Annotated in this window: 18 protein-coding genes; 13 read left to right on the plus strand and 5 right to left on the minus strand. The window is 72.4% G+C overall.

The genetic code is table 11. The annotated features are described in order from the left end of the window. Positions 1-43 precede the first annotated feature (43 nt). The 4 genes from AC5L35_RS22605 to AC5L35_RS22620 all read left to right on the plus strand — a co-directional run bounded on the left by AC5L35_RS22605 (position 44) and on the right by AC5L35_RS22620 (position 4,021). A complete protein-coding gene (locus tag AC5L35_RS22605) occupies positions 44-1,306 on the plus strand; it encodes an APC family permease (RefSeq protein WP_495061678.1) in 1,263 nt (420 codons plus the stop codon). Positions 1,307-1,324: 18 nt separating this feature from the next. Then, positions 1,325-1,741, plus strand: coding sequence for an SRPBCC family protein (locus AC5L35_RS22610; RefSeq protein WP_495061679.1), 417 nt, complete (start codon positions 1,325-1,327; stop codon positions 1,739-1,741). Between the two features lie 11 nt (positions 1,742-1,752). Further along, positions 1,753-2,850 (plus strand): glycine cleavage system aminomethyltransferase GcvT, encoded by a 1,098-nt coding sequence (gcvT, locus tag AC5L35_RS22615; RefSeq protein WP_495061680.1) that lies wholly within the window; start codon positions 1,753-1,755, stop codon positions 2,848-2,850. Between the two features lie 67 nt (positions 2,851-2,917). Then, a complete protein-coding gene (locus tag AC5L35_RS22620; RefSeq protein WP_495061681.1) occupies positions 2,918-4,021 on the plus strand; it encodes a branched-chain amino acid aminotransferase in 1,104 nt (367 codons plus the stop codon). Between the two features lie 6 nt (positions 4,022-4,027). Here AC5L35_RS22620 and AC5L35_RS22625 read toward each other — a convergent pair whose 3' ends face one another. The 3 genes from AC5L35_RS22625 to AC5L35_RS22635 are packed head-to-tail and all read right to left on the minus strand — an operon-like array spanning position 4,028 to position 6,444. Further along, complete coding sequence (locus AC5L35_RS22625) at positions 4,028-4,789, minus strand: adenosylcobinamide-GDP ribazoletransferase (protein WP_495061682.1); 762 nt, start codon at positions 4,787-4,789, stop codon at positions 4,028-4,030. A gap of 20 nt (positions 4,790-4,809) precedes the next feature. Then, positions 4,810-5,850 carry a nicotinate-nucleotide--dimethylbenzimidazole phosphoribosyltransferase gene (locus AC5L35_RS22630; protein ID WP_495061683.1) on the minus strand — a complete coding sequence of 347 codons (1,041 nt, stop codon included), beginning with the start codon at positions 5,848-5,850 and terminating at the stop codon, positions 4,810-4,812. Positions 5,851-5,910: 60 nt separating this feature from the next. Then, on the minus strand, positions 5,911-6,444 hold the full coding sequence (locus tag AC5L35_RS22635; RefSeq protein WP_495061684.1) for a bifunctional adenosylcobinamide kinase/adenosylcobinamide-phosphate guanylyltransferase: 534 nt from the start codon (positions 6,442-6,444) through the stop codon (positions 5,911-5,913). A gap of 23 nt (positions 6,445-6,467) precedes the next feature. Here AC5L35_RS22635 and AC5L35_RS22640 point away from each other — a divergent pair, with 23 nt between their 5' ends. Further along, positions 6,468-6,665, plus strand: coding sequence for a hypothetical protein (locus AC5L35_RS22640; protein ID WP_495061685.1), 198 nt, complete (start codon positions 6,468-6,470; stop codon positions 6,663-6,665). A gap of 30 nt (positions 6,666-6,695) precedes the next feature. Here AC5L35_RS22640 and AC5L35_RS22645 read toward each other — a convergent pair whose 3' ends face one another. Beyond that, a complete protein-coding gene (locus tag AC5L35_RS22645) occupies positions 6,696-7,328 on the minus strand; it encodes a DUF3043 domain-containing protein (protein ID WP_495061686.1) in 633 nt (210 codons plus the stop codon). Positions 7,329-7,361: 33 nt separating this feature from the next. Here AC5L35_RS22645 and AC5L35_RS22650 point away from each other — a divergent pair, with 33 nt between their 5' ends. The 3 genes from AC5L35_RS22650 to AC5L35_RS22660 all read left to right on the plus strand — a co-directional run bounded on the left by AC5L35_RS22650 (position 7,362) and on the right by AC5L35_RS22660 (position 10,071). Further along, on the plus strand, positions 7,362-8,480 hold the full coding sequence (locus AC5L35_RS22650; protein WP_495061687.1) for a glycerate kinase family protein: 1,119 nt from the start codon (positions 7,362-7,364) through the stop codon (positions 8,478-8,480). Between the two features lie 166 nt (positions 8,481-8,646). Then, on the plus strand, positions 8,647-9,009 hold the full coding sequence (locus AC5L35_RS22655) for a HesB/IscA family protein (RefSeq protein WP_169398710.1): 363 nt from the start codon (positions 8,647-8,649) through the stop codon (positions 9,007-9,009). Between the two features lie 141 nt (positions 9,010-9,150). Further along, positions 9,151-10,071 (plus strand): carbohydrate kinase family protein, encoded by a 921-nt coding sequence (locus AC5L35_RS22660; RefSeq protein WP_495061899.1) that lies wholly within the window; start codon positions 9,151-9,153, stop codon positions 10,069-10,071. Between the two features lie 667 nt (positions 10,072-10,738). On the opposite strand, the gene asnB is transcribed toward AC5L35_RS22660, so the two are convergent. Next, positions 10,739-12,661 (minus strand): asparagine synthase (glutamine-hydrolyzing), encoded by a 1,923-nt coding sequence (gene asnB, locus AC5L35_RS22665; RefSeq protein WP_495061688.1) that lies wholly within the window; start codon positions 12,659-12,661, stop codon positions 10,739-10,741. A gap of 224 nt (positions 12,662-12,885) precedes the next feature. Here asnB and ctaC point away from each other — a divergent pair, with 224 nt between their 5' ends. The 5 genes from ctaC to AC5L35_RS22690 all read left to right on the plus strand — a co-directional run bounded on the left by ctaC (position 12,886) and on the right by AC5L35_RS22690 (position 17,910). Further along, positions 12,886-13,800 (plus strand): aa3-type cytochrome oxidase subunit II, encoded by a 915-nt coding sequence (gene ctaC / locus AC5L35_RS22670; RefSeq protein WP_495061689.1) that lies wholly within the window; start codon positions 12,886-12,888, stop codon positions 13,798-13,800. Positions 13,801-13,808: 8 nt separating this feature from the next. Continuing rightward, a complete protein-coding gene (locus AC5L35_RS22675; protein WP_495061690.1) occupies positions 13,809-14,207 on the plus strand; it encodes a cytochrome c oxidase subunit 4 in 399 nt (132 codons plus the stop codon). 160 nt (positions 14,208-14,367) lie between these two features. Then, positions 14,368-15,849 (plus strand): purine-cytosine permease family protein, encoded by a 1,482-nt coding sequence (locus tag AC5L35_RS22680; protein WP_495061691.1) that lies wholly within the window; start codon positions 14,368-14,370, stop codon positions 15,847-15,849. Further along, a complete protein-coding gene (locus AC5L35_RS22685) occupies positions 15,846-16,382 on the plus strand; it encodes a cysteine hydrolase family protein (protein WP_495061692.1) in 537 nt (178 codons plus the stop codon). Before AC5L35_RS22680 ends, AC5L35_RS22685 begins: the two co-directional genes overlap by 4 nt. Positions 16,383-16,536: 154 nt before the next feature. Next, the gene (locus tag AC5L35_RS22690) at positions 16,537-17,910 is read left to right on the plus strand and encodes an APC family permease (RefSeq protein ID WP_495061693.1); all 1,374 of its coding nucleotides are present in this window, start codon (positions 16,537-16,539) and stop codon (positions 17,908-17,910) included. Positions 17,911-17,919 lie beyond the last annotated feature (9 nt).

The following is a 17,919-nucleotide window of genomic DNA, read 5'->3' on the forward strand; positions in this document are numbered from 1 at the left end:
TGACACCGGCATGCAGCCGGATCAGGCAGGGCCGGGTGCAAGGGTGAGCGACGTGTCCTGGAGCCTGCAGCGCCGTCTCGGTACGGCCGACGCGGTCGTGCTCGGGCTGGCGGCGATGCTCGGCACGGGCGTGTTCGCGGTGTGGGCTCCCGCCGCCGCCGCTGCGGGGCCGTGGCTGCTGCTCGCCGTCCTGATCGCCGGGTTCGTCGCGCTGTGCAACGCCGCGTCCACCGCCGATCTCGCCGTCGCCCACCCGGAGAGCGGTGGTGGCTTCGTCTACGGGCGCGAGCGCCTCTCGCACGGAGCCGGACGGCTCGCCGGCGTCGCGTTCCTGGTGGGCAAGACGGCCTCCGCCGCCGCGGCCGCCGGCGTGTTCGGCGGCTACGTACTGCCGTCGCACCCGCTGCCTGCGGCGATCCTGGTGATCGTCACGGCCACGGCCCTGAACACCGCCGGTGTGCGGTGGACGGCACGCAGCGCGTATGCGCTGGTCGGGGGCACGCTCGCCGTCCTGCTCGTCGTGGTCGTGATCGGGCTGCTCGGTCCCTACGACGACCCGGTGGTCTCCGCGGCCACCCCCGATGTGGAACCGATCGCCATGCGCGGCGGGGTCGTCGGTGTGCTCACGGCCGCAGGGTTGGTGTTCTTCGCTTTCGCCGGGTACGCGCGCATCGCCACCCTCGGCGGCGAGGTCCGCGACCCGGAACGGACTCTGCACCGGGCCATCACGATCGCGCTCGGCATCGCGCTGGTCACCTACCTGCTGGTGGCGATCGCGCTGCTCGTCGGCCTGGGCAGTGAGCGGCTGGCCGCCGAGCCGACGCCGCTGGTCGCCGTGGTCGACGCGGGCCAGGCCAGCATGCTCGGCGTGGTCGTCCGGGTCGGCGCCGCAACCGCTGCAGCGTCGGCGCTGCTGGCCGTGCTCGTGGGGGTGAGCCGCACCGCGCTGGCGATGGCGCAGCGCCGCGAACTGCCGAGCGCTCTCGCGTCGGTGTGTTCCCGTGGCACCCCGCGCTGGGCCGACCTCGCGGGTGGGGCCGCGGCGATCGGGCTGGCCGTGCTCGTGGGACCGGTGGCGGCGATCGCGTTGTCGGCGTGCTCCGTGCTCGTCTACTACGCAGTGATCAACCTGGCCGCGCTGCGGCTGCCCCGGACGCAGCGGCGCTGGCCGGTCTGGACCTCGTGGTTGGGCTTGCTGCTGTGCGTCGGGCTCGCGGTGCTGCTGGCGCTGCAACAGGTGCTCGTCACCGCAGCCGCCCTGGCCGTCGGGTGGGCGATATGTACGATTCTGAGCCGGCGTCGATGATCGGTGAGGAGCCCGCGGATGGAGTTGGAACGGTCGGTGACGATCGAGGCGCCCCCGGACCGCGTGTTCGCCGTGCTCACAGACGTCGAGCGGTGGCCGGAGTGGACCGCCTCGGTCAGCGCCGTCCGTCGCCTGGACACCGGCCCGTTCGCGGTCGGTAGCCAGGCGGAGCTGCGCCAGCCCCGCCTGCCGTCCGCCCGCTGGGAGGTCACCGATCTGCACCCCACCCGCGGGTTCACATGGGTGTCGACCGCACCCGGCGTCCGCACCGTCGCCGAGCACCTCGTCACGCCCGCCGGCGACGCCACGGCGGTGCGGCTGCGGCTGTCGCAGCAGGGGCCGGTCGGCCTGCTGGTCGGGATGTTCATCCGCGGGCTGACCGGGCGCTACCTCGCGATGGAGGCCGACGGCCTGAAACGACGGTGCGAGCAGTAGCGTCCACCGTCGTGGACGACCTCCTGACCAGCCCGTTGCACGATCAGCACATCACGCTCGGCGCCAGCCTCGGTGCCTTCGGCGGTTGGTCGATGCCGTTGGCCTACCCGGACGGCACGGTGGCCGAGCACACGGCGGTCCGCGAATCCGTCGGCGTCTTCGACGTCAGCCACCTGGGCAAGCTGGCGATCACCGGTCCGGGCGCCGCGGAGTTCGTCAACCGCTGCTTCACCGCCGACCTGGGAAAGATCGGACCGGGGCACGCGCAGTACACGCTGTGCTGCACCGAGGACGGCGGCGTCGTCGACGACCTGATCGTCTACCTGGTCGGGCCCGACGAGGTGCTGGCCGTTCCCAACGCCGCCAACGCCGCCCGGGTCGCCGAGCTTCTGCGCGCTGCGGCCCCGGCCGGCGTCGAGGTCGTCGACCGGCACCGCGAGCTGGCGGTGATCGCCGTGCAGGGCCCGCGCTCCGAGGAGTTGTTCACCACCATGTTCGCCGGCTTCGAGGGCGTGGCCGGGCTCGACTACATGGAGTTCACCGACGCGGGCGCCGTGCGCGTGTGCCGCACCGGCTACACCGGCGAGCGCGGGTACGAGCTTCTCGTCCCTGCCGACGCCGCGCCGGGAGTGTGGGACGCGCTGCTCGCCGGAGCCGGACCGCTGGGCGGCCGCCCGGCCGGGCTGGGCGCCCGCGACACCCTGCGCACCGAGATGGGCTACCCGCTCCACGGTCAGGACCTCTCGGTCGACATCTCACCGGTGCAGGCGGGCAGCGGATGGGCCGTCGGCTGGTCGAAGCCCGAGTTCTGGGGTCGCGACGCGCTTGTCGCGGAGAAGGAGGCCGGTCCGGTCCGGCGCCTGCGCGGCCTGCGGGCCACCGGCCGGGGCGTCCCGCGCGCCGGCATGACGGTGCTGAGTGCCGGCGAGCGCGTGGGCACCACCACATCCGGCACGTTCTCCCCGACGCTGAAGACCGGCATCGCGCTCGCTCTGATCGACACGGCTTCCGGGGTGGCCATCGGCGACCAGGTGAGCGTGGACGTGCGCGGACGAGAGCTGGCCTGCGAGGTGGTCAGGCCGCCGTTCGTCCCGTCGCACGTGCGGTAGCTTCTGACCGGAGCAATTTGTCGGACGTCCGACAGTCGGGGTTGCTCGACCAGATAATGTAAATCCCATGAGCTCGCAGTTCACCCGGACCCTCAACCCCGCGCCGGTCTCCACGGCGCAGCGCGACAAGATCCTTGCCGACCCGGGGTTCGGTCGGCACTTCACCGACCACATGGTGACCATCCGGTGGAACGCGGACGAGGGCTGGCACGACCTCTCGGTGGTGCCCTACGGCCCGCTCATGCTCGACCCTGCCTCGATGGTGCTCCACTACGGGCAGGAGATCTTCGAGGGGCTGAAGGCCTACCAGCAGCCCGACGGTTCCGTGGCCTCCTTCCGGCCGGAGGTCAACGCCGCCCGGTTCCGTTCCTCGGCGGTCCGGCTCGCGATGCCGCCGCTGCCGGACGAGATGTTCCTCGCCTCGCTCGGCGAGCTCGTCGCCGCGGACCGGGCGTGGGTGCCGCCTGCGGGCGGTGAGGAGTGTCTCTACCTACGGCCGTTCATGATCGCCACCGAGGTGGGGCTCGGGGTGCGCCCGGCCACCGAGTACCTCTACGCGGTCATCGCCTCGCCTGCGGGCGCCTACTTCCCCGGCGGGGTCAAGCCGGTCGGGGTGTGGCTCTGCACCGACTACACCCGCGCCGCGGTGGGTGGCACCGGCACCGCGAAGTGCGGTGGCAACTACGCCGCATCGCTGTTGCCGCAGGCCCAGGCCACCGAGCACGGCTGCGCCCAGGTCGCCTATCTCGACGCCGCCGAGCGCAAGTGGGTGGAAGAGATGGGCGGGATGAACCTCTTCTACGTCTTCGGGACGGGCGACTCGGTGGAGGTCGTCACCCCGGAGCTGTCCGGCAGCATCCTGCCCGGCGTCACCCGCGACTCCCTGCTGGTCCTGGCCAAGGAGCTCGGCTGCCAGGTCAGCGAGCGGCGCATCTCGGCGGAGGAGTGGCTCACCGGGTGCGCCGACGGCCGGATCAGCGAGGTGTTCGCCTGCGGCACGGCCGCCGTGATCACTCCCGTCGGTGTGGTCAAGCACAACGACGGCGAGGTCGTCGTGGGCAACGGCGAACCGGGCCCGGTCAGCATGCGGCTGCGCGGCCTGCTCACCGACGTCCAGCGCGGTATCGCACCCGACACGCACTCCTGGATGCGCACGCTCGTCCCCGCCTGACGGGCGTCACCACCAGGCCGGGGTGGGCACCGCCGTGGCCAGGATGACCAGTGCCGCTGTCGTGGCCACCTCGCCCGCCGCTCCGAGCACGTCGCCGGTCATGCCACCGAAGCGCCGGGTGGTGTGCCGCGACAGCGCCATCACGACGAGGGTGCCGAGGCCGACCGCGAGCACACCCCGCCAACCCCACAGCAGCAGGCCGGCGACGGCCAGTGCCGTCCACCAGGCGGGTGCGACCCACCACCGCTGCGAGCCGGCGACGACGGCACCGAGTCCGCCGGGGCGCGCCGCGGGAACCCCGCGTCGGCACACCCATGCGAACGCCGCCCGGCCCGCCGCACCCGCCAGAGCGACTCCCGCGAGCGCGTACGTCCCTGTCGGCACGAGGGCGGCCAGCGCCGCGGCCTGAGTGCCCAGTGCCACCAGCAGCGTGACCACCGCGAACGGTCCGGCGCCACCGTCGCGCATCACGGCCAGCGCCCGCTCGGGCGGGCCGAAGCAGCCCAGCCCGTCGGCGGTGTCGGCGAGGCCGTCCACGTGCATCCCGCGCGTGGCCGCGGCCAGGAACCCGACGGTCAGCAACCCGGCAGCCGCCGGGGGGACACCGAGCGCTGACAGCCCCAGCAGCACGCCGCCCGCCGCGGCGCCGAGCAACGCCCCGACGACCGGGGCCCAGCGGATCGCCGCCGCGGCGACCCGCGCATCCGGTGCGTCCGTGCGCACCGGCAGGACGGTGAGCCAGCTCAGCGCCAGCGCCCACCCCTTCACGTCACGCCCGGATCAGCCGGTCACGCGAGTCCGAGATCCGCGGCCGTGGCGGTCTCGGCGAGCAGCCGCGCGGCCATCTGCAGCAGCGGGACGACGGTGGCGGCACCCGTCCCGTCGCCCAGCCGGATGCCGAGGTCGAGCACGGGAGCCAGGCCCAGGTGATCGACCACGAGCGTCATCGCCGGCTCCGGCGAGCGCTGCGCCACCAGCCACCACTCCCGGGCCCCGGGCGCCAGTTCGTCGGCCAGCAGCGCTGCCGCGCCCACGACGAGGCCGTCGAGCAGCACGGGGGTGCGCCGCAGCGCGGCCTGCAGGCAGAACCCGGTGAGCACGGCCAGGTCGGCGCCGCCCGCGACGCGCAGCAGGGCCAGTGGGTCGCGCGTGTGCGGCCTTGTCCGGCGCAGCGCGTCGCGGACGGCCGCTGCCTTGCGCATCCACGCGTTGTCGTCGATGCCGCTGCCGCGCCCGATCACGGCGACGGGCTCGGTACCGGTGACGGCGGCCACCAGCACGGATGCGGGGGTGGTGGCACCGACGCCGACCGAGGCGGGCAGGAGCAGGTCGGCCCCGGCGTCCACCTCCTCGTCGGCCAGCGTCCGGCCGATCTGCACGGCGCGGTCGGTCTCGTCCGCGGTGAGCGCGTCCGCGCTGTCGATGCGCCCGGAGCCGCGGCGCACCCGGTAGCGGTCGGTGGCGTCCTGATCGACCGTGTCGACGTCGTGGTCGAGCCCGACGTCCACCACCCGCACGGACGCCCCGGCCACGGGGGCGAGCACGGCGACCGGCGCGGTGCTCGCGCGCACCGCGGCGACCTGCCGCAGCGTCGCGTCGCCGGAATGGGCCGAGACGCCGGCTGCGGCGATGCCGTGGTCGGCCGCGACGACGATCACCCGCGGCCGGGCAGGCGGCCGGGGCGGGCAGACGCCCTGTCCCGCGGCGAGCCAGACGCCCAGCTCCGCGAGTCGGCCGAGTGCTCCGTCCGCCACTGCCAGCTCGGTGAACCGGGCGACGGCGGCGCGGCGAGCGTCGACGTCCGGAGCGGTGACGGAAGGCAGGTCCACGGACCATTCCTACAGCGCAGAGCGCCCACCCCGTGGCCCGGGGTCCCGCGGGCGCCTGCGCTACTTCAGGCGCAGCGGCAGCCCGGCCACCAGCAGCAGTACGTCGTCACAGACCGCGGCGAGTGCGGCGTTGGTCGCGCCCAGTTCGTCACGGAACAGCCTGCCGGCCCGGGTGGACGGGACGACACCGAGCCCGACCTCGGCCGAGACCAGCACCAGCCGTCCTGGACAGGCGGCGACCGCGTCCACCAACTCGGCCACCCCGGCCCCCACCGCGGGCGGGACCTCCGCCGACTCCCAGGCGCCGGCGTCGTCCAGCAGGCCGGTCAGCCACGTGGCGATGTCGTCCACCAGCAGCGGGTCGCCACCCGAGCGCACCAGCCGGGCGACGTCGGGATCCTCCAGGGTGGTCCAGCCCGCAGGCCGGCGTGCGCGGTGCGCGTCGATCCGGGCGGACCACTCCGTGTCGCCGTCCCGGCGCCGCGCGGTGGCCACGTAGCGGACCGCAGCGTCGGGTGGCAACAGGTCCTCCGCGTACCGCGACTTCCCCGACCGCGTGCCCCCGAGCACGAGCGTGCGACGGCCGGTATCCATGCCGAAAACGCTAGTCTCCGGGGATGGCGTTCCGGTGGCGGTACCTGGATGCGGCGGGCGAGCAGGTGGACGGGCCCGACCAGCAGTTCGACAGCCGGCAGGAGGCCGAGGACTGGTTCTCCGCCGACTGGCAGATGCTTCGCGAGATCGGCGTCGACGCCGTCACCCTGCTGGATGACGACGACGAGGTCTACGGCCCGATGAGCCTCCACGAGGCCTGAGCCCGCCCGGGTCGCCGGGCGGGCCGGGCCTCAGGGGTTGGCACCCCGCTGGACCCGCGGCTTCGGAACGCGCAGCTTCCGCAGCTGGCTCGCCCGCGTGAACGCGTACCAGCCGGTGCCCAGGGGGTTGACCGTGGCGTCCGGGAACTTCTCGCGGGTCTTCTTGGTGACCGACGCCCCCAGGATGATCCCCTCGACGACCATCACCGTGAGCGCGATCAGGCTGAACAGGCTGAGGTACTGCTGCGCCGCGGGCACCGGCACGAGCAGCGACAGCACCACGATCACCGCGAGCGGCATGAACAGGCCCATGAGGTGGGGGCGGGAGTCCACGACGTCGCGGATGTAGGCCTTGACCGGCCCACGGTCGCGGGGCATGAGGAACCTGTCGTCGCCCGCAGCCATCCGCTCGCGCCGCTCGGCGGCGTCCCGACGGCGCTGGTCCTTGTCGGGCCGGTTGGCCCTGGCCAGGCGCGAGGCCTCGCGCTGGGTGCGCGGAGGGGGCGGGGCGGGGCCACGGCGCCTGGTCTCCGCCTCGCGCCGCTTCGGCGTCGGACGGCCCTTGCCGGGGCTGCGAGAGGTGTCGCCGGGGCCCTGCGCGACGTCGTTCTCGGTCGGGTCGGCACCGACTGTGGTCGGTGTGGAGCGTCGCAGGAACCTCACGGGGGTAACCATACGGGCGATACGGTGCCCAGCATGCGAGTGGTAGTGGCTCCGGACTCCTTCGGTGGGACCTTGAGCGCGACGGCAGCGGCCGACGCGATCGCGGCGGGTTGGCGGCGCCATGCGCCCGACGACGAGTTGCGGTTGCTCCCGCTGGCCGACGGGGGCACCGGTTTCGTCGAAGTGCTGCACACGGCGTTGGGCGGTGAGTGGCACGAGCTCGATGTCACCGGCCCCTTCGGGGATCCGGTGCCGGCCCGCTGGCTGCGGATCGGGTCGACGGCGTACCTGGAGTCGGCCGCGGCGTGCGGCCTGCACCTCGTGCCGCGGGAGCGCCGGGTGCCCGACGTCGCCCGCACCGTCACCTCGCGCGGTGTCGGTGAGCTGGTCGCCGCGGCCCGGGACGCCGGCGTCACCGAGGTGGTGATCGGGCTCGGCGGCTCGGCCACCACCGACGGGGGCGCCGGGATGCTGGCCGCGCTGGGCGCGGTGGCCGTCGACGAGGCGGGGGAGCCCGTGCCGCCCGGGGGAGCGGCCCTGGTCAGGAGCGTCCGGCTCGACGGCGTGCCGCAGCTGGGTGACGTGCGCCTCGTGGCCGCCGCCGACGTCGACAACCCGCTGCTCGGGGAGCACGGCGCGGCCGCCGTCTTCGGGCCGCAGAAGGGCGCGGACGCCGAGGCCGTGGCCGAACTGGACGCCGCGCTCGCCGGCTTCGCCGACGTGCTGGCCGCCGGCCTCGGCCAGGACGTGCGCGACGAGCCCGGAGCCGGAGCGGCAGGCGGCCTCGGAGCCGCCCTGCTGGCGTGCGGGGCCGGCCGCGTGTCCGGGGCAGGCCTGGTGCGCGAGCTCGTCGGCCTCGACGAGGAGCTCGACAAGGCCCAGCTCGCCATCACGGGCGAGGGCAGCTTCGACTGGCAGTCGCTGCGCGGAAAGCTCATCACCGCGGTCGCCAAGGGAGCGGCCGACCGCGGGGTGCCGTGCATCGTGCTGGCCGGCCAGGTGTCCGTCGGCACGCGGGAAGCGGCGTCGGTCGGGGTCGACTCGGCGTACTCCGTGGCCGACGACGCCGGTGGCGTGGAGGCGTCGATGGCCGACCCGGCGGGCACCCTGGCGGCCCTTGCGGAGCGCGTCGCCTCCCGGTGGAGCCGCTAGTACGTGGCGCGTGGCCCGGATCACCCCGACCGGCACAGGGGGGCCGACGAGGGGGGCAAGGGCCTACTATGAGGGCAGAACCGGAACATCCCGGACCGGCGCAGGCGCCGATTCGGAACCTGTTCCGAGTTGGAACAGCATTGCCGCGCTCGATGTTGGGAGAGCCATGACCGTCGATAACACGACCGATGTCGTCACCGAGACGCACGGCGTCGAGCTGACCGACACCGCCGCCCTCAAGGCAAAGGCCCTGTTGGACCAGGAGGGCCGCGACGACATGCACCTGCGCATCGCCGTCCAGCCCGGTGGCTGCGCCGGCCTGCGCTACCAGCTGTTCTTCGACGACCGGTCGCTCGACGGCGACCTGTTCCGCGAGTACCACGGCCTCAAGGTCGGGGTCGACCGGATGAGCGCCCCCTACCTGCAGGGTGCCGTCATCGACTTCGTCGACAGCATCGAGAAGCAGGGCTTCACGATCGACAACCCGAACGCGGGCGGTTCCTGCGCCTGCGGCGACTCGTTCAACTGACGGTCACCCGCTCGTTGTGATCGGCCACGAACCCCGGCCGGGAGCTTTGGCTCCCCGGCCGGGGTTCGTCGCGTCCGCGGCCCGGTAGGGTTCTCGATCGTGCCTATCGCCGTAACCGGATCCATCGCCACCGACCAGCTCATGCACTTCCCGGGCCGGTTCGTCGACCAGTTGGTCGCCGACCAGCTCGACCGGCTCTCGCTGAGCTTCCTGGTCGACGACATGGTGATCCGCCCCGGCGGCGTGGCGGGCAACATCGCCTTCGCCCTCGGCGTGCTGGGTCAGTCGCCGTTGCTCGTGGGGGCCGTCGGTGCCGACTTCGGCGAGTACCGCGCCCGCCTCGAGACCAGCGGCGTCGACTGCTCGGCCGTGCTCGTCTGCGAGGACGTCAACACCGCCCGGTTCGTCTGCACCACCGACGACGACATGCGGCAGCTCGCGTCGTTCTACACCGGCGCCATGGCGCGGTCCCGCGAGATCTCCCTCGCCCCGCTCGTCGAGCGAGTCGACCTGGCGCTCATCGGCGCCAACGACCCCGAGGCGATGCTGCGCCACACCGACGAGTGCCGCGAGCTGGGCCTGCCCTTCGCCGCCGACCCGTCGCAGCAGCTGGCGCGCATGGAGGGGCCGGAGATCCGCCGCCTCGTCGAGGGCGCCCGCTACCTGCTCACCAACGACTACGAGTGGGAACTGCTGCTCAAGAAGACCGGCTGGACCGAGGCGCAGGTCGCGGACAAGGTCGAGATCCGGATCACCACGCACGGGGAGAAGGGCGTGGAGATCTACGGGCCGGAGACGCTCAAGGTCGGCATCGTCCCCGAGACCGGCAAGGTCGACCCCACGGGCGTGGGCGACGCCTTCCGCGCCGGGTTCCTCGCCGCTGTCGCCGGCGGGCTGTCCATGGAGCGTTCGGCGCAGCTCGGCTCCCTCATCGCCGTCCAGGTGCTGGAGACCGACGGCCCGCAGGAGTGGACGTGGGACCGCGCCCACGGCCTGGAGCGCCTCCGCGACGCCTACGGCCCCGACGCCGCCACCGAGATCGAGCAGGTCCTCCCGGCCTGACCCCACCCGCGAGTCGCCCGTTTTGTGCGCGCGAGTCGCCCGGTTCCGTCGGCCCGGCGCGGGTCGTACGCCGGGCCCGTTTGAGGCGCGTTGATCGTTGCGAGATTCACACCTGCGCCCTTTGCGGGGCGAAAGCGTGGGTCTCGTGGTGATCAGCCGCGCCCGGCCCCGCGAGTCGCCCGTTTCGTGCGCCTGAGTCGCCCGGTTCTGTCGGCGGTCGCGCGCGGGGGACCGCCGACGCCGGGCGCCGGCTTGATCGTTGCGAGATGCGGTTGTTCGCCCTCGGCGGGGCGGAAACGCGGATACCGCGCTGATCATGTGGCCCGGGTGCCGGCTTGATCGTTGCGAGATGCGGCTGTTCGCCCTTCTCGGGGCCGAGACGCGGATCTCGCGCCGGTCATGTGACCTGCGGGGGCGACTCGGCCGCAGAAATCGGGCGACTCGCGGGGCCGGGGGGTCGCGTGCGGGGCCCGGGTGAGGCGCGTTGATCGGCGCGAGACGCGCGTCTTGGCCCTCGGAAGGGCGGAAGCGTGGGTCTCGTGGTGATCAGCGGGGCTCGGCCCCGCGAGTCGCCCGGTTCGGGCCCGCGAGTCGCCCGCTTCCGTCGGCCGGCCCGGGTCGGTTGCGCGGGTCGCAGATCCGGCCCGCGGCTGACCATGCGGCGTGCTTAGAGGCGCACGGGGTAGGCGGGCTCCGGGATCTCCGGGACGATGCGCCGCTCGACGAAGATGCCGTGCCAGAGCAGGAAGACCAGCAGCGTCCAGATCCGGCGGCTGTGGTCGACCGGGCCGGCGCGGTGGGCGTCGAGCATGCGCTGGACGGCGGCGAGGTCGAGGAGGTGGTCGGCCTGGGAGTCGCGGATGATGTCGCGCGCCCACAGGTACATCTCGTCGCGCAGCCAGTGCCGGATCGGCACGGGGAAGCCGAGCTTGCGCCGGTGCAGCACGTGCGGGGGCACGATGCCCTCCAGGGCCCGCCGGAGCGCGAACTTCGTGGTGCCCTCGGCCAGCTTCTCCGACAGCGGGAGGCCGGACGCCACGGCGAACACCTCGGGGTCGAGGAACGGCACCCGGAGCTCGAGGGAGTTGGCCATCGTCATCTTGTCGGCCTTGACGAGGATGTCGCCGCGCAGCCAGGTGAACAGGTCGACGTGCTGCATCCGGGACACCGGGTCCCAGGCCACGGAGTCGCGGTAGTGCTCTTCGGTGATCTCGGTGTGTGAGCGGCGGGGGTCGTACTGGCGCAGGATCCCGGCGAGATGCTCGTCGCGGAAGATGCGGGCGTTGCCGTAGTAGCGCTCCTCCAGCGGGAGCGCGCCGCGACGCAGGAGGTCCTTGCCCCGCATGCCCTCCGGCAGGTGGGTCGAGGCCCGGCCGAGCAGGCCGCGCACGGCGCCGGGCACCTTCTCGAAGGGCGCGAGCGACAGCGGCTCGCGGTAGATCGTGTAGCCGCCGAACAGTTCGTCGGCGCCCTCTCCGGACAGCACGACCTTGACGTGCTGGCGAGCCTCGCGCGCGATGAACCAGAGCGGGACGAGTGCCGGGTCGGCCACCGGGTCGTCCAGGTACCAGACGATGAGCGGCAGTGCGGCCATCATCTCGTCGGGCTTGACGGTGCGGACGACGTGCCGCACGCCGATCGCGGCGGCCGACTCGGCCGCGACGTCCACCTCGGAGTAGCCCTCGCGCTCGAAACCGGTGGTGAACGTGATCAGGTTCGGGTTGTGCTGCTTGGCCAGCGCGGCGATCGCGGTGGAGTCGATCCCACCGGACAGGAACGCGCCGACGGTGACGTCCGCGCGCATGTGCTTGGCCACACTGTCGGCGAGCACGTCGGCGATCCGGGAGTGCAGGGCGGCGGACCCGCCGGCGGCGGCGCCGGAGTGGAAGGCCGGGGTGAAGTAGCGCTCCTGCTCGACCTCGCCGCCGGGCCGCACCGTGAAGTGCGAGCCCGACTCGATGCGCCGGATCGCGCGGTGCATCGTGGCGGGCTCCGGCACGTACTGCAGCAGGAGGTAGTGGTGCAGGGCGGCCGGGTCGAGGTCCGCCGAGACGCCGGCGGCGCCGAGCCCGAGGGCGGGCGCGAGCTGGAGGAGGCTCTTCTTCTCGCTCCCGAACGCGACGCCCGCCGGCCCGGCTGCCACGTACAGCGGCTTGATCCCGAACGGGTCGCGCGCGCCGAACATCACGCGCTCCTGGGCGTCCCAGATGAGGAACGCGAACATCCCGCGCAGCCGGCCGACGGCGGCGGGGCCCCAGTAGTGGTAGGCGGCCACGATCGCCTCGGTGTCGCCCGCGGTGGCGAACCTCGCCCCGTACCGCTGGGTGAGCTCGTCGCGCAGTTCGAGGTAGTTGTAGATCTCGCCGTTGAACACGATCGTGTATCGACCGTTCGCGTACTGCATCGGCTGGTGCGAGTGCTCGATGTCGATGAACGAGAGCCGGTTGAACCCGAACGCGACGTCGGCGTCGTTCCAGGTGCCGCTCTCGTCCGGCCCCCGGTGACGGGCGCAGCGCATGGCCGCGGCCACCGGTTGGATCCGGGCACCGGCGTCGGCCCGGGTGGTCAGCAGTCCCAGCAGTCCACACACAGCGAGCCAGTATGCCGACGACTCGCGCCGCCCCCGTGCCCACCCGACACCCGGATCGGGGGCCTGCTCGGTTAGGCTCTACGCGAGGTCGAAGGCGGGCAAGCGCCCGCCACCGGGGTATCCGGCGGCCGACGGAACACGACGGGTTGGGGAGGCGGCGCGCAGTGGGCCGAGCACAGCGCGGGAGAGAGCACCGTGGATCCGGGCTCCCGGGTCGCGGTCGGGTGGCGAAGCTGGTCGCCCTGGCCGCTCTGGTCATCCCGCTCACCACGGGTTGCTCGGTGGACGAGGTTCTGCGGTTCGGGTGGCCTGTCGGGGTCACGCCGCAGGCCGAGGCGATGCGTCACCTGTGGACCTGGTCGGCGATCGCGGCGCTGATCGTCGGCGCCATCACCTGGGGCGCGATGTTCTGGGCGATCGCGTTCCATCGCAAGCGCAAGGGCGACGACGACACCCCGCCGCGCCAGACGCAGTACAACCTGCCGATCGAGGTCGTCTTCACCGTCATCCCGACGATCATCGTCGCGGTGTTGTTCGGCTTCACGGTCAACGTGCAGAACTACGTCGACCGGGACCTGCCCTCGCCCGACGTCCGGGTGAACATCACGGCCTTCCAGTGGAACTGGCGCTTCGACTACCCGGACGCCCGCGGGGCGAACGGTCAGCCGATCACCACGCAGGGCACGTCCGACACGATCCCGCTGCTCGTGCTGCCCACCGACCGGCGCATCCAGTTCACGCAGCGCTCCACCGACGTGATCCACAGCTTCTTCGTGCCGGAGTTCCTGTTCAAGCGGGACGTCTTCCCCGACCCGGAGCAGAACGACCAGGACAACGTCTGGCAGATCGACCGGATCGACCGCGAGGGCGCCTTCGTCGGGCGGTGCGCCGAGCTGTGCGGTGCGTACCACGCGATGATGAACTTCGAGGTCAGGGCGCTGTCTCCGGCGCTGTACGACCGATGGGTCACGTTGCGCGAGCAGATCAACCCGGCCACGGGTGCGCCCTACACCGCCGGTGAGGCGCTCGGCGCCATGAACTGCGGTCAGCTGTGCACGCCGCAGGCCTACACCACCTATCCGTTCAGCACCGACCGCACGCAGCGTTCGGCGTCCGAGCCGATCTCCGCGGGGAGCTGAGGTACGCCATGAAGGTCGAATCCCGCATCTTCGAGATCATCACGGTCTTCTTCTTCATCGCGGCCATCGTCTACACGGTGCTCACGCACGAGGTCGTAGGGATCGTCGGGCTGTTCCTCACCGGTGGCCTGTCGCTGATCATCGGCACGTACTTCAGGTTCGTGTCCCGGCGCCTGGAGACCCGCCCGGAGGACAACCCGGAGGCCGAGGTCTCCGACGGCGCAGGCGACGTCGGCTTCTTCTCGCCGGGGAGCTACTGGCCGATCACCGTGGCCGCGTCGGCCGCGATCCTCGGCGTGGGGCTGGCGTTCTTCTACGTGTGGCTCCTGGTCATCGGTGGCGTGCTCGTGCTGATCGCTGTCGGCGGCCTGGTCTTCGAGTACCACATCCGGCCCGCCGAGCACTGATCCAGCCGTCCCGACGCCGCACCGGCCCCCACGGGCCCGTGCGGCGTCGTGCTGTCCGGGTCGAGATCACCGTCGCGTCCAGGTTCCGTGATCCGCGTTGACCGGGGCGGGCTCCGACCTACCGTGCGGCCGATCATCTACAGCGGGAGGCGCCGTGGTCGTGAACGCGTCGGACGGTGAGCGGACGGCCGCAGAACCTGCGCCGCGCACGAGTGTGCTGCAGGTGGAGGGCAACGGCATCAACGTCGTCGCCGACGAGGAACGCACCGGTCACCCGCGTCAGCTGTTCTGGCCGTGGTTCGGCGCCAACGTCTCGGTACTCGGGCTGAGCTACGGCGCGTTCGCGCTCGGGTTCGGCATCTCGTTCGTCCAGGCGATCATCGCAGGCGTGCTCGGGATCGTGTTCTCGTTCCTGCTCTGTGGCTTCGTCGCGCTCGCCGGCAAGCGGGGCTCGGCGCCGACCATGGTGCTCAGCCGCGCCGCGTTCGGGGTGCGGGGCAACCGGCTTCCCACGGCGATCTCCTGGCTGCTGACGGTGGGCTGGGAGACCGTGCTCACGATCCTCGCCACCATGGCGACGGCCACGGTGTTCCAGCGGCTGGGCTGGGGCGGGGGCACGCCCACCCTGATCGTCGCACTGGTGGTGGTGGCCGCGTTGATCGTCGTGGCAGGCGTGCTCGGCTTCCACCTGATCATGCGGCTGCAGACCGTCATCACGGTGGTCACCGCGGTGCTCACCGTCGTCTACATCGGTCTCGTCGCGGGCCGGGTCGACCTGCCCACGGTCATGGCGCTGCCGGCGGGCTCCACGCAGGAGGTGGTGGGGGCGCTGGTGTTCCTCATGACGGGCTTCGGTCTGGGATGGGTCAACGCCGCGGCCGACTACTCCCGCTACCTCCCACGCGGATCCTCGGGCCGCGGGGTCGTGGGCTGGACGACGTTCGGCTCGTCGCTCGCGCCGGTGTTGCTGTTCGCGTTCGGGCTGTTGCTCGCCGGCTCGTCGCCCGACCTCAGCGAGGCCATCGCGGGCGACCCGATCGGTGCGCTCGCCGACGCCCTGCCCACCTGGTTCCTCGTGCCGTTCGTCGTGGTGGCGGTGCTGGGGCTGGTCGGCGGCGCGGTGCTCGACATCTACTCCTCGGGGCTGGCGCTGCTCGCGTTGGGGCTGCGGATACCGCGCTACGCGGCCGCGCTGATCGACGGCGCGATCATGGTGGTCGGCACGGTGTACGTCGTGTTCTTCGGCGGGGAGTTCCTCGACGAGTTCACCGGCTTCCTCATCACCCTCGGCGTGCCGGTCGCGGCCTGGTGCGGGGTCATGCTCGCCGACATCGCGCTGCGCCGCCGGGACTACGCCGAGACCGACCTCTTCTCGCCGTCCGGGCGCTACGGCGACGTCCGGCCGGTCCCGATCGCGGTGGTCGTGGTGTGCACGGTGCTGGGCTGGGGCCTGGTCACCAACAGCGCCGCGGCCTGGCTGGCCTGGCAGGGCTACCTGCTCGGTCCGCTCGGTCTCGGCGGCCGCGAGGGGGCGTGGGCGGGTGCCAACCTCGGGGTGCTGATCGCGCTGGTCGTCGCGTTCGTCGCCACGCTCGTCGGGAGCAGGGCGGCGATCCGGCAGCAGGAGGCTCGCACCCCGTGACGGCGCACCTGGTGGTGATCGACATGCAGCGCGTGTTCGCCGACCCGGGCAGCGAGTGGGCCACCCCGCGGTTCGCGGAGATCGTGCCGCTGATCCAGGAGCTGGCCGGTGCGCTGGCGCCTGCGGTGACGTTCACGCGGTTCCTCGCCCCGGCGCAGCCGTCCGGGGCGTGGCGCGACTACTACGCGCGCTGGCCCTTCGCCCTCGTCCCGCCCGAGTCGCCGCTCTACGACCTGGTCCCGGACTTCGCCGACCCGGGCCCGACGGTCGACGCCACGACGTTCTCCAAGTGGGGCCCCGACCTGGCGGCCAGGGTGGGGGAGGGCGTGCTGGTGCTCGCCGGTGTCTCGACCGACTGCTGCGTGCTCTCCACCGCGCTCGCCGCTGCCGACGCCGGGGTTGCGGTCCGGGTGGTCGCCGACGCCTGCGCCGGGGCCGACGACGGCAGCCACGCCGCGGCCCTGCACGTGCTCGGCCTCTTCTCCCCGCTGGTCGAGGTGGTGGACGCGGCGGCGGTTCTGGCCTCGGTGTGAACGGTTCGTTCCCGTTCATCCCGCCCGTCCCGTCCGGAAACCAGATCGATACGAACCGGGGATCGAGCACGGGCGATGATCGGGCGACCCGAGCCACCGCCGGGCAGGCACGTCGAGGAACGAGAAGCACGATGACCCAGTTCGAGGCCGGCGCGTGAGCACCGAGCGTCCGACCAGCGAGGCCGTCGAGGGCGGCGATCTGAGCGAGTTCGGCTACCAGCAGGAGCTACGGCGCAGCCTCACGCTGCGCGACCTGCTCGTCTACGGGCTCGTGTTCATGGTGCCGATCGCGCCCTTCGCGATCTTCGGCGTGGTCTTCAACGCGTCGATGGGCATGGTGCCGCTCACCTACGTCATCGGCTTCGTCGCGATGATCTTCACAGCGTTGAGCTACCGGGAGATGTCGCGAGCGTTCCCGATCTCGGGCTCGGTGTACGCCTACGCGGGGCGCGGGCTGCACCCGGCGGCGGGGTTCCTCGCAGGCTGGGCGATCCTGCTCGACTACCTGCTCGTCCCCACGCTGCTCTACGTCACCGGTGCGGCGGCGCTCGGTTCGGTGCTGCCCGCGGTGCCGCAGGCGGTGTGGGTGATCCTCTTCGTGGTGATCAACACCGTGGTGAACCTGCTCGGGATCGAGACCACCGCGCGCACGAACAAGATCTTCCTGCTCGGTGAGCTGGTGGTGCTGGCGCTGTTCGTCGTGCTGGCGGTGGTGGCCATCTCGCGCGGCGTCAACGGGGCGACCTGGACGTTCACCCCGTTCTTCAACCCCGAGGTGTTCCAGCCCAGCCTGATCTTCGCGGCCCTGTCGGTGGCCGTGCTGTCGTTCCTCGGCTTCGACGCGATCAGCACGATGGCCGAGGAGACCAGGGGCGGCGCCCGGGTGGTCGGGCGGGCGACCGTGCTCGCGCTGACGCTGGTGGCAGCGCTGTTCATCGTGCAGACCTACCTCGCCGCGCTGCTCGTGCCCGGGCAGACGGAGTTCGCCGGCGACACGGCCACCAACGAGGCGTTCTACACAGTGGCGGGCCTGGTCGGCGGTGAGTGGTTCAAGGTGCTGGTGGCAGTCGCCACGGCTCTCGGGTGGGCCATCGCGAACGCGCTGGTGGCGCAGGCGGCCACGTCACGCCTGCTGTTCTCCATGGCACGCGACCGGCAGTTGCCGAAGTTCCTCGCGCACGTCCACCCGACGCGGCGGGTGCCGGAGCGCGCGGTGCTGCTCGTGTCGGTGGTCAGCCTGATACTCGGGCTGTTCTTCGTCGGGCAGATCGGGCTGCTGTCGTCGCTGGTCAACTTCGGCGCGCTGTTCTCGTTCCTGGTGCTGCACCTGTCGGTGGTGGCGTGGTACCTGATCAAGCAGCGGCAGCGGACGTACGGGCTGCACCTCGTGGTGCCGCTGTGCGGCTTCGTGATCATCGGCTACGTGCTGGTGAACGCCGACGCCAACGCCAAGATCGGCGGCCTGGTGTGGCTCGCCGTCGGCGTGGTGGTGCTGGTCGTGCTGCGCCTGATGGGCCGCACGACCTAGCTCAAGGTC

The organism is Pseudonocardia sp. OZ21, assembly GCF_059359135.1.

Bases quoted from the DNA above. Each gene is read 5' to 3' on its own strand.
- AC5L35_RS22610 (WP_495061679.1), top strand. From the start codon at position 1,325: ATGGAGTTGGAACGGTCGGTGACGATCGAGGCGCCCCCGGACCGCGTG.
- AC5L35_RS22620 (WP_495061681.1), top strand. From the start codon at position 2,918: ATGAGCTCGCAGTTCACCCGGACCCTCAACCCCGCGCCGGTCTCCACG.
- AC5L35_RS22635 (WP_495061684.1), bottom strand. From the start codon at position 6,444: ATGGATACCGGCCGTCGCACGCTCGTGCTCGGGGGCACGCGGTCGGGG.
- AC5L35_RS22640 (WP_495061685.1), top strand. From the start codon at position 6,468: ATGGCGTTCCGGTGGCGGTACCTGGATGCGGCGGGCGAGCAGGTGGAC.
- AC5L35_RS22650 (WP_495061687.1), top strand. From the start codon at position 7,362: ATGCGAGTGGTAGTGGCTCCGGACTCCTTCGGTGGGACCTTGAGCGCG.
- AC5L35_RS22655 (WP_169398710.1), top strand. From the start codon at position 8,647: ATGACCGTCGATAACACGACCGATGTCGTCACCGAGACGCACGGCGTC.
- AC5L35_RS22660 (WP_495061899.1), top strand. From the start codon at position 9,151: ATGCACTTCCCGGGCCGGTTCGTCGACCAGTTGGTCGCCGACCAGCTC.
- AC5L35_RS22675 (WP_495061690.1), top strand. From the start codon at position 13,809: ATGAAGGTCGAATCCCGCATCTTCGAGATCATCACGGTCTTCTTCTTC.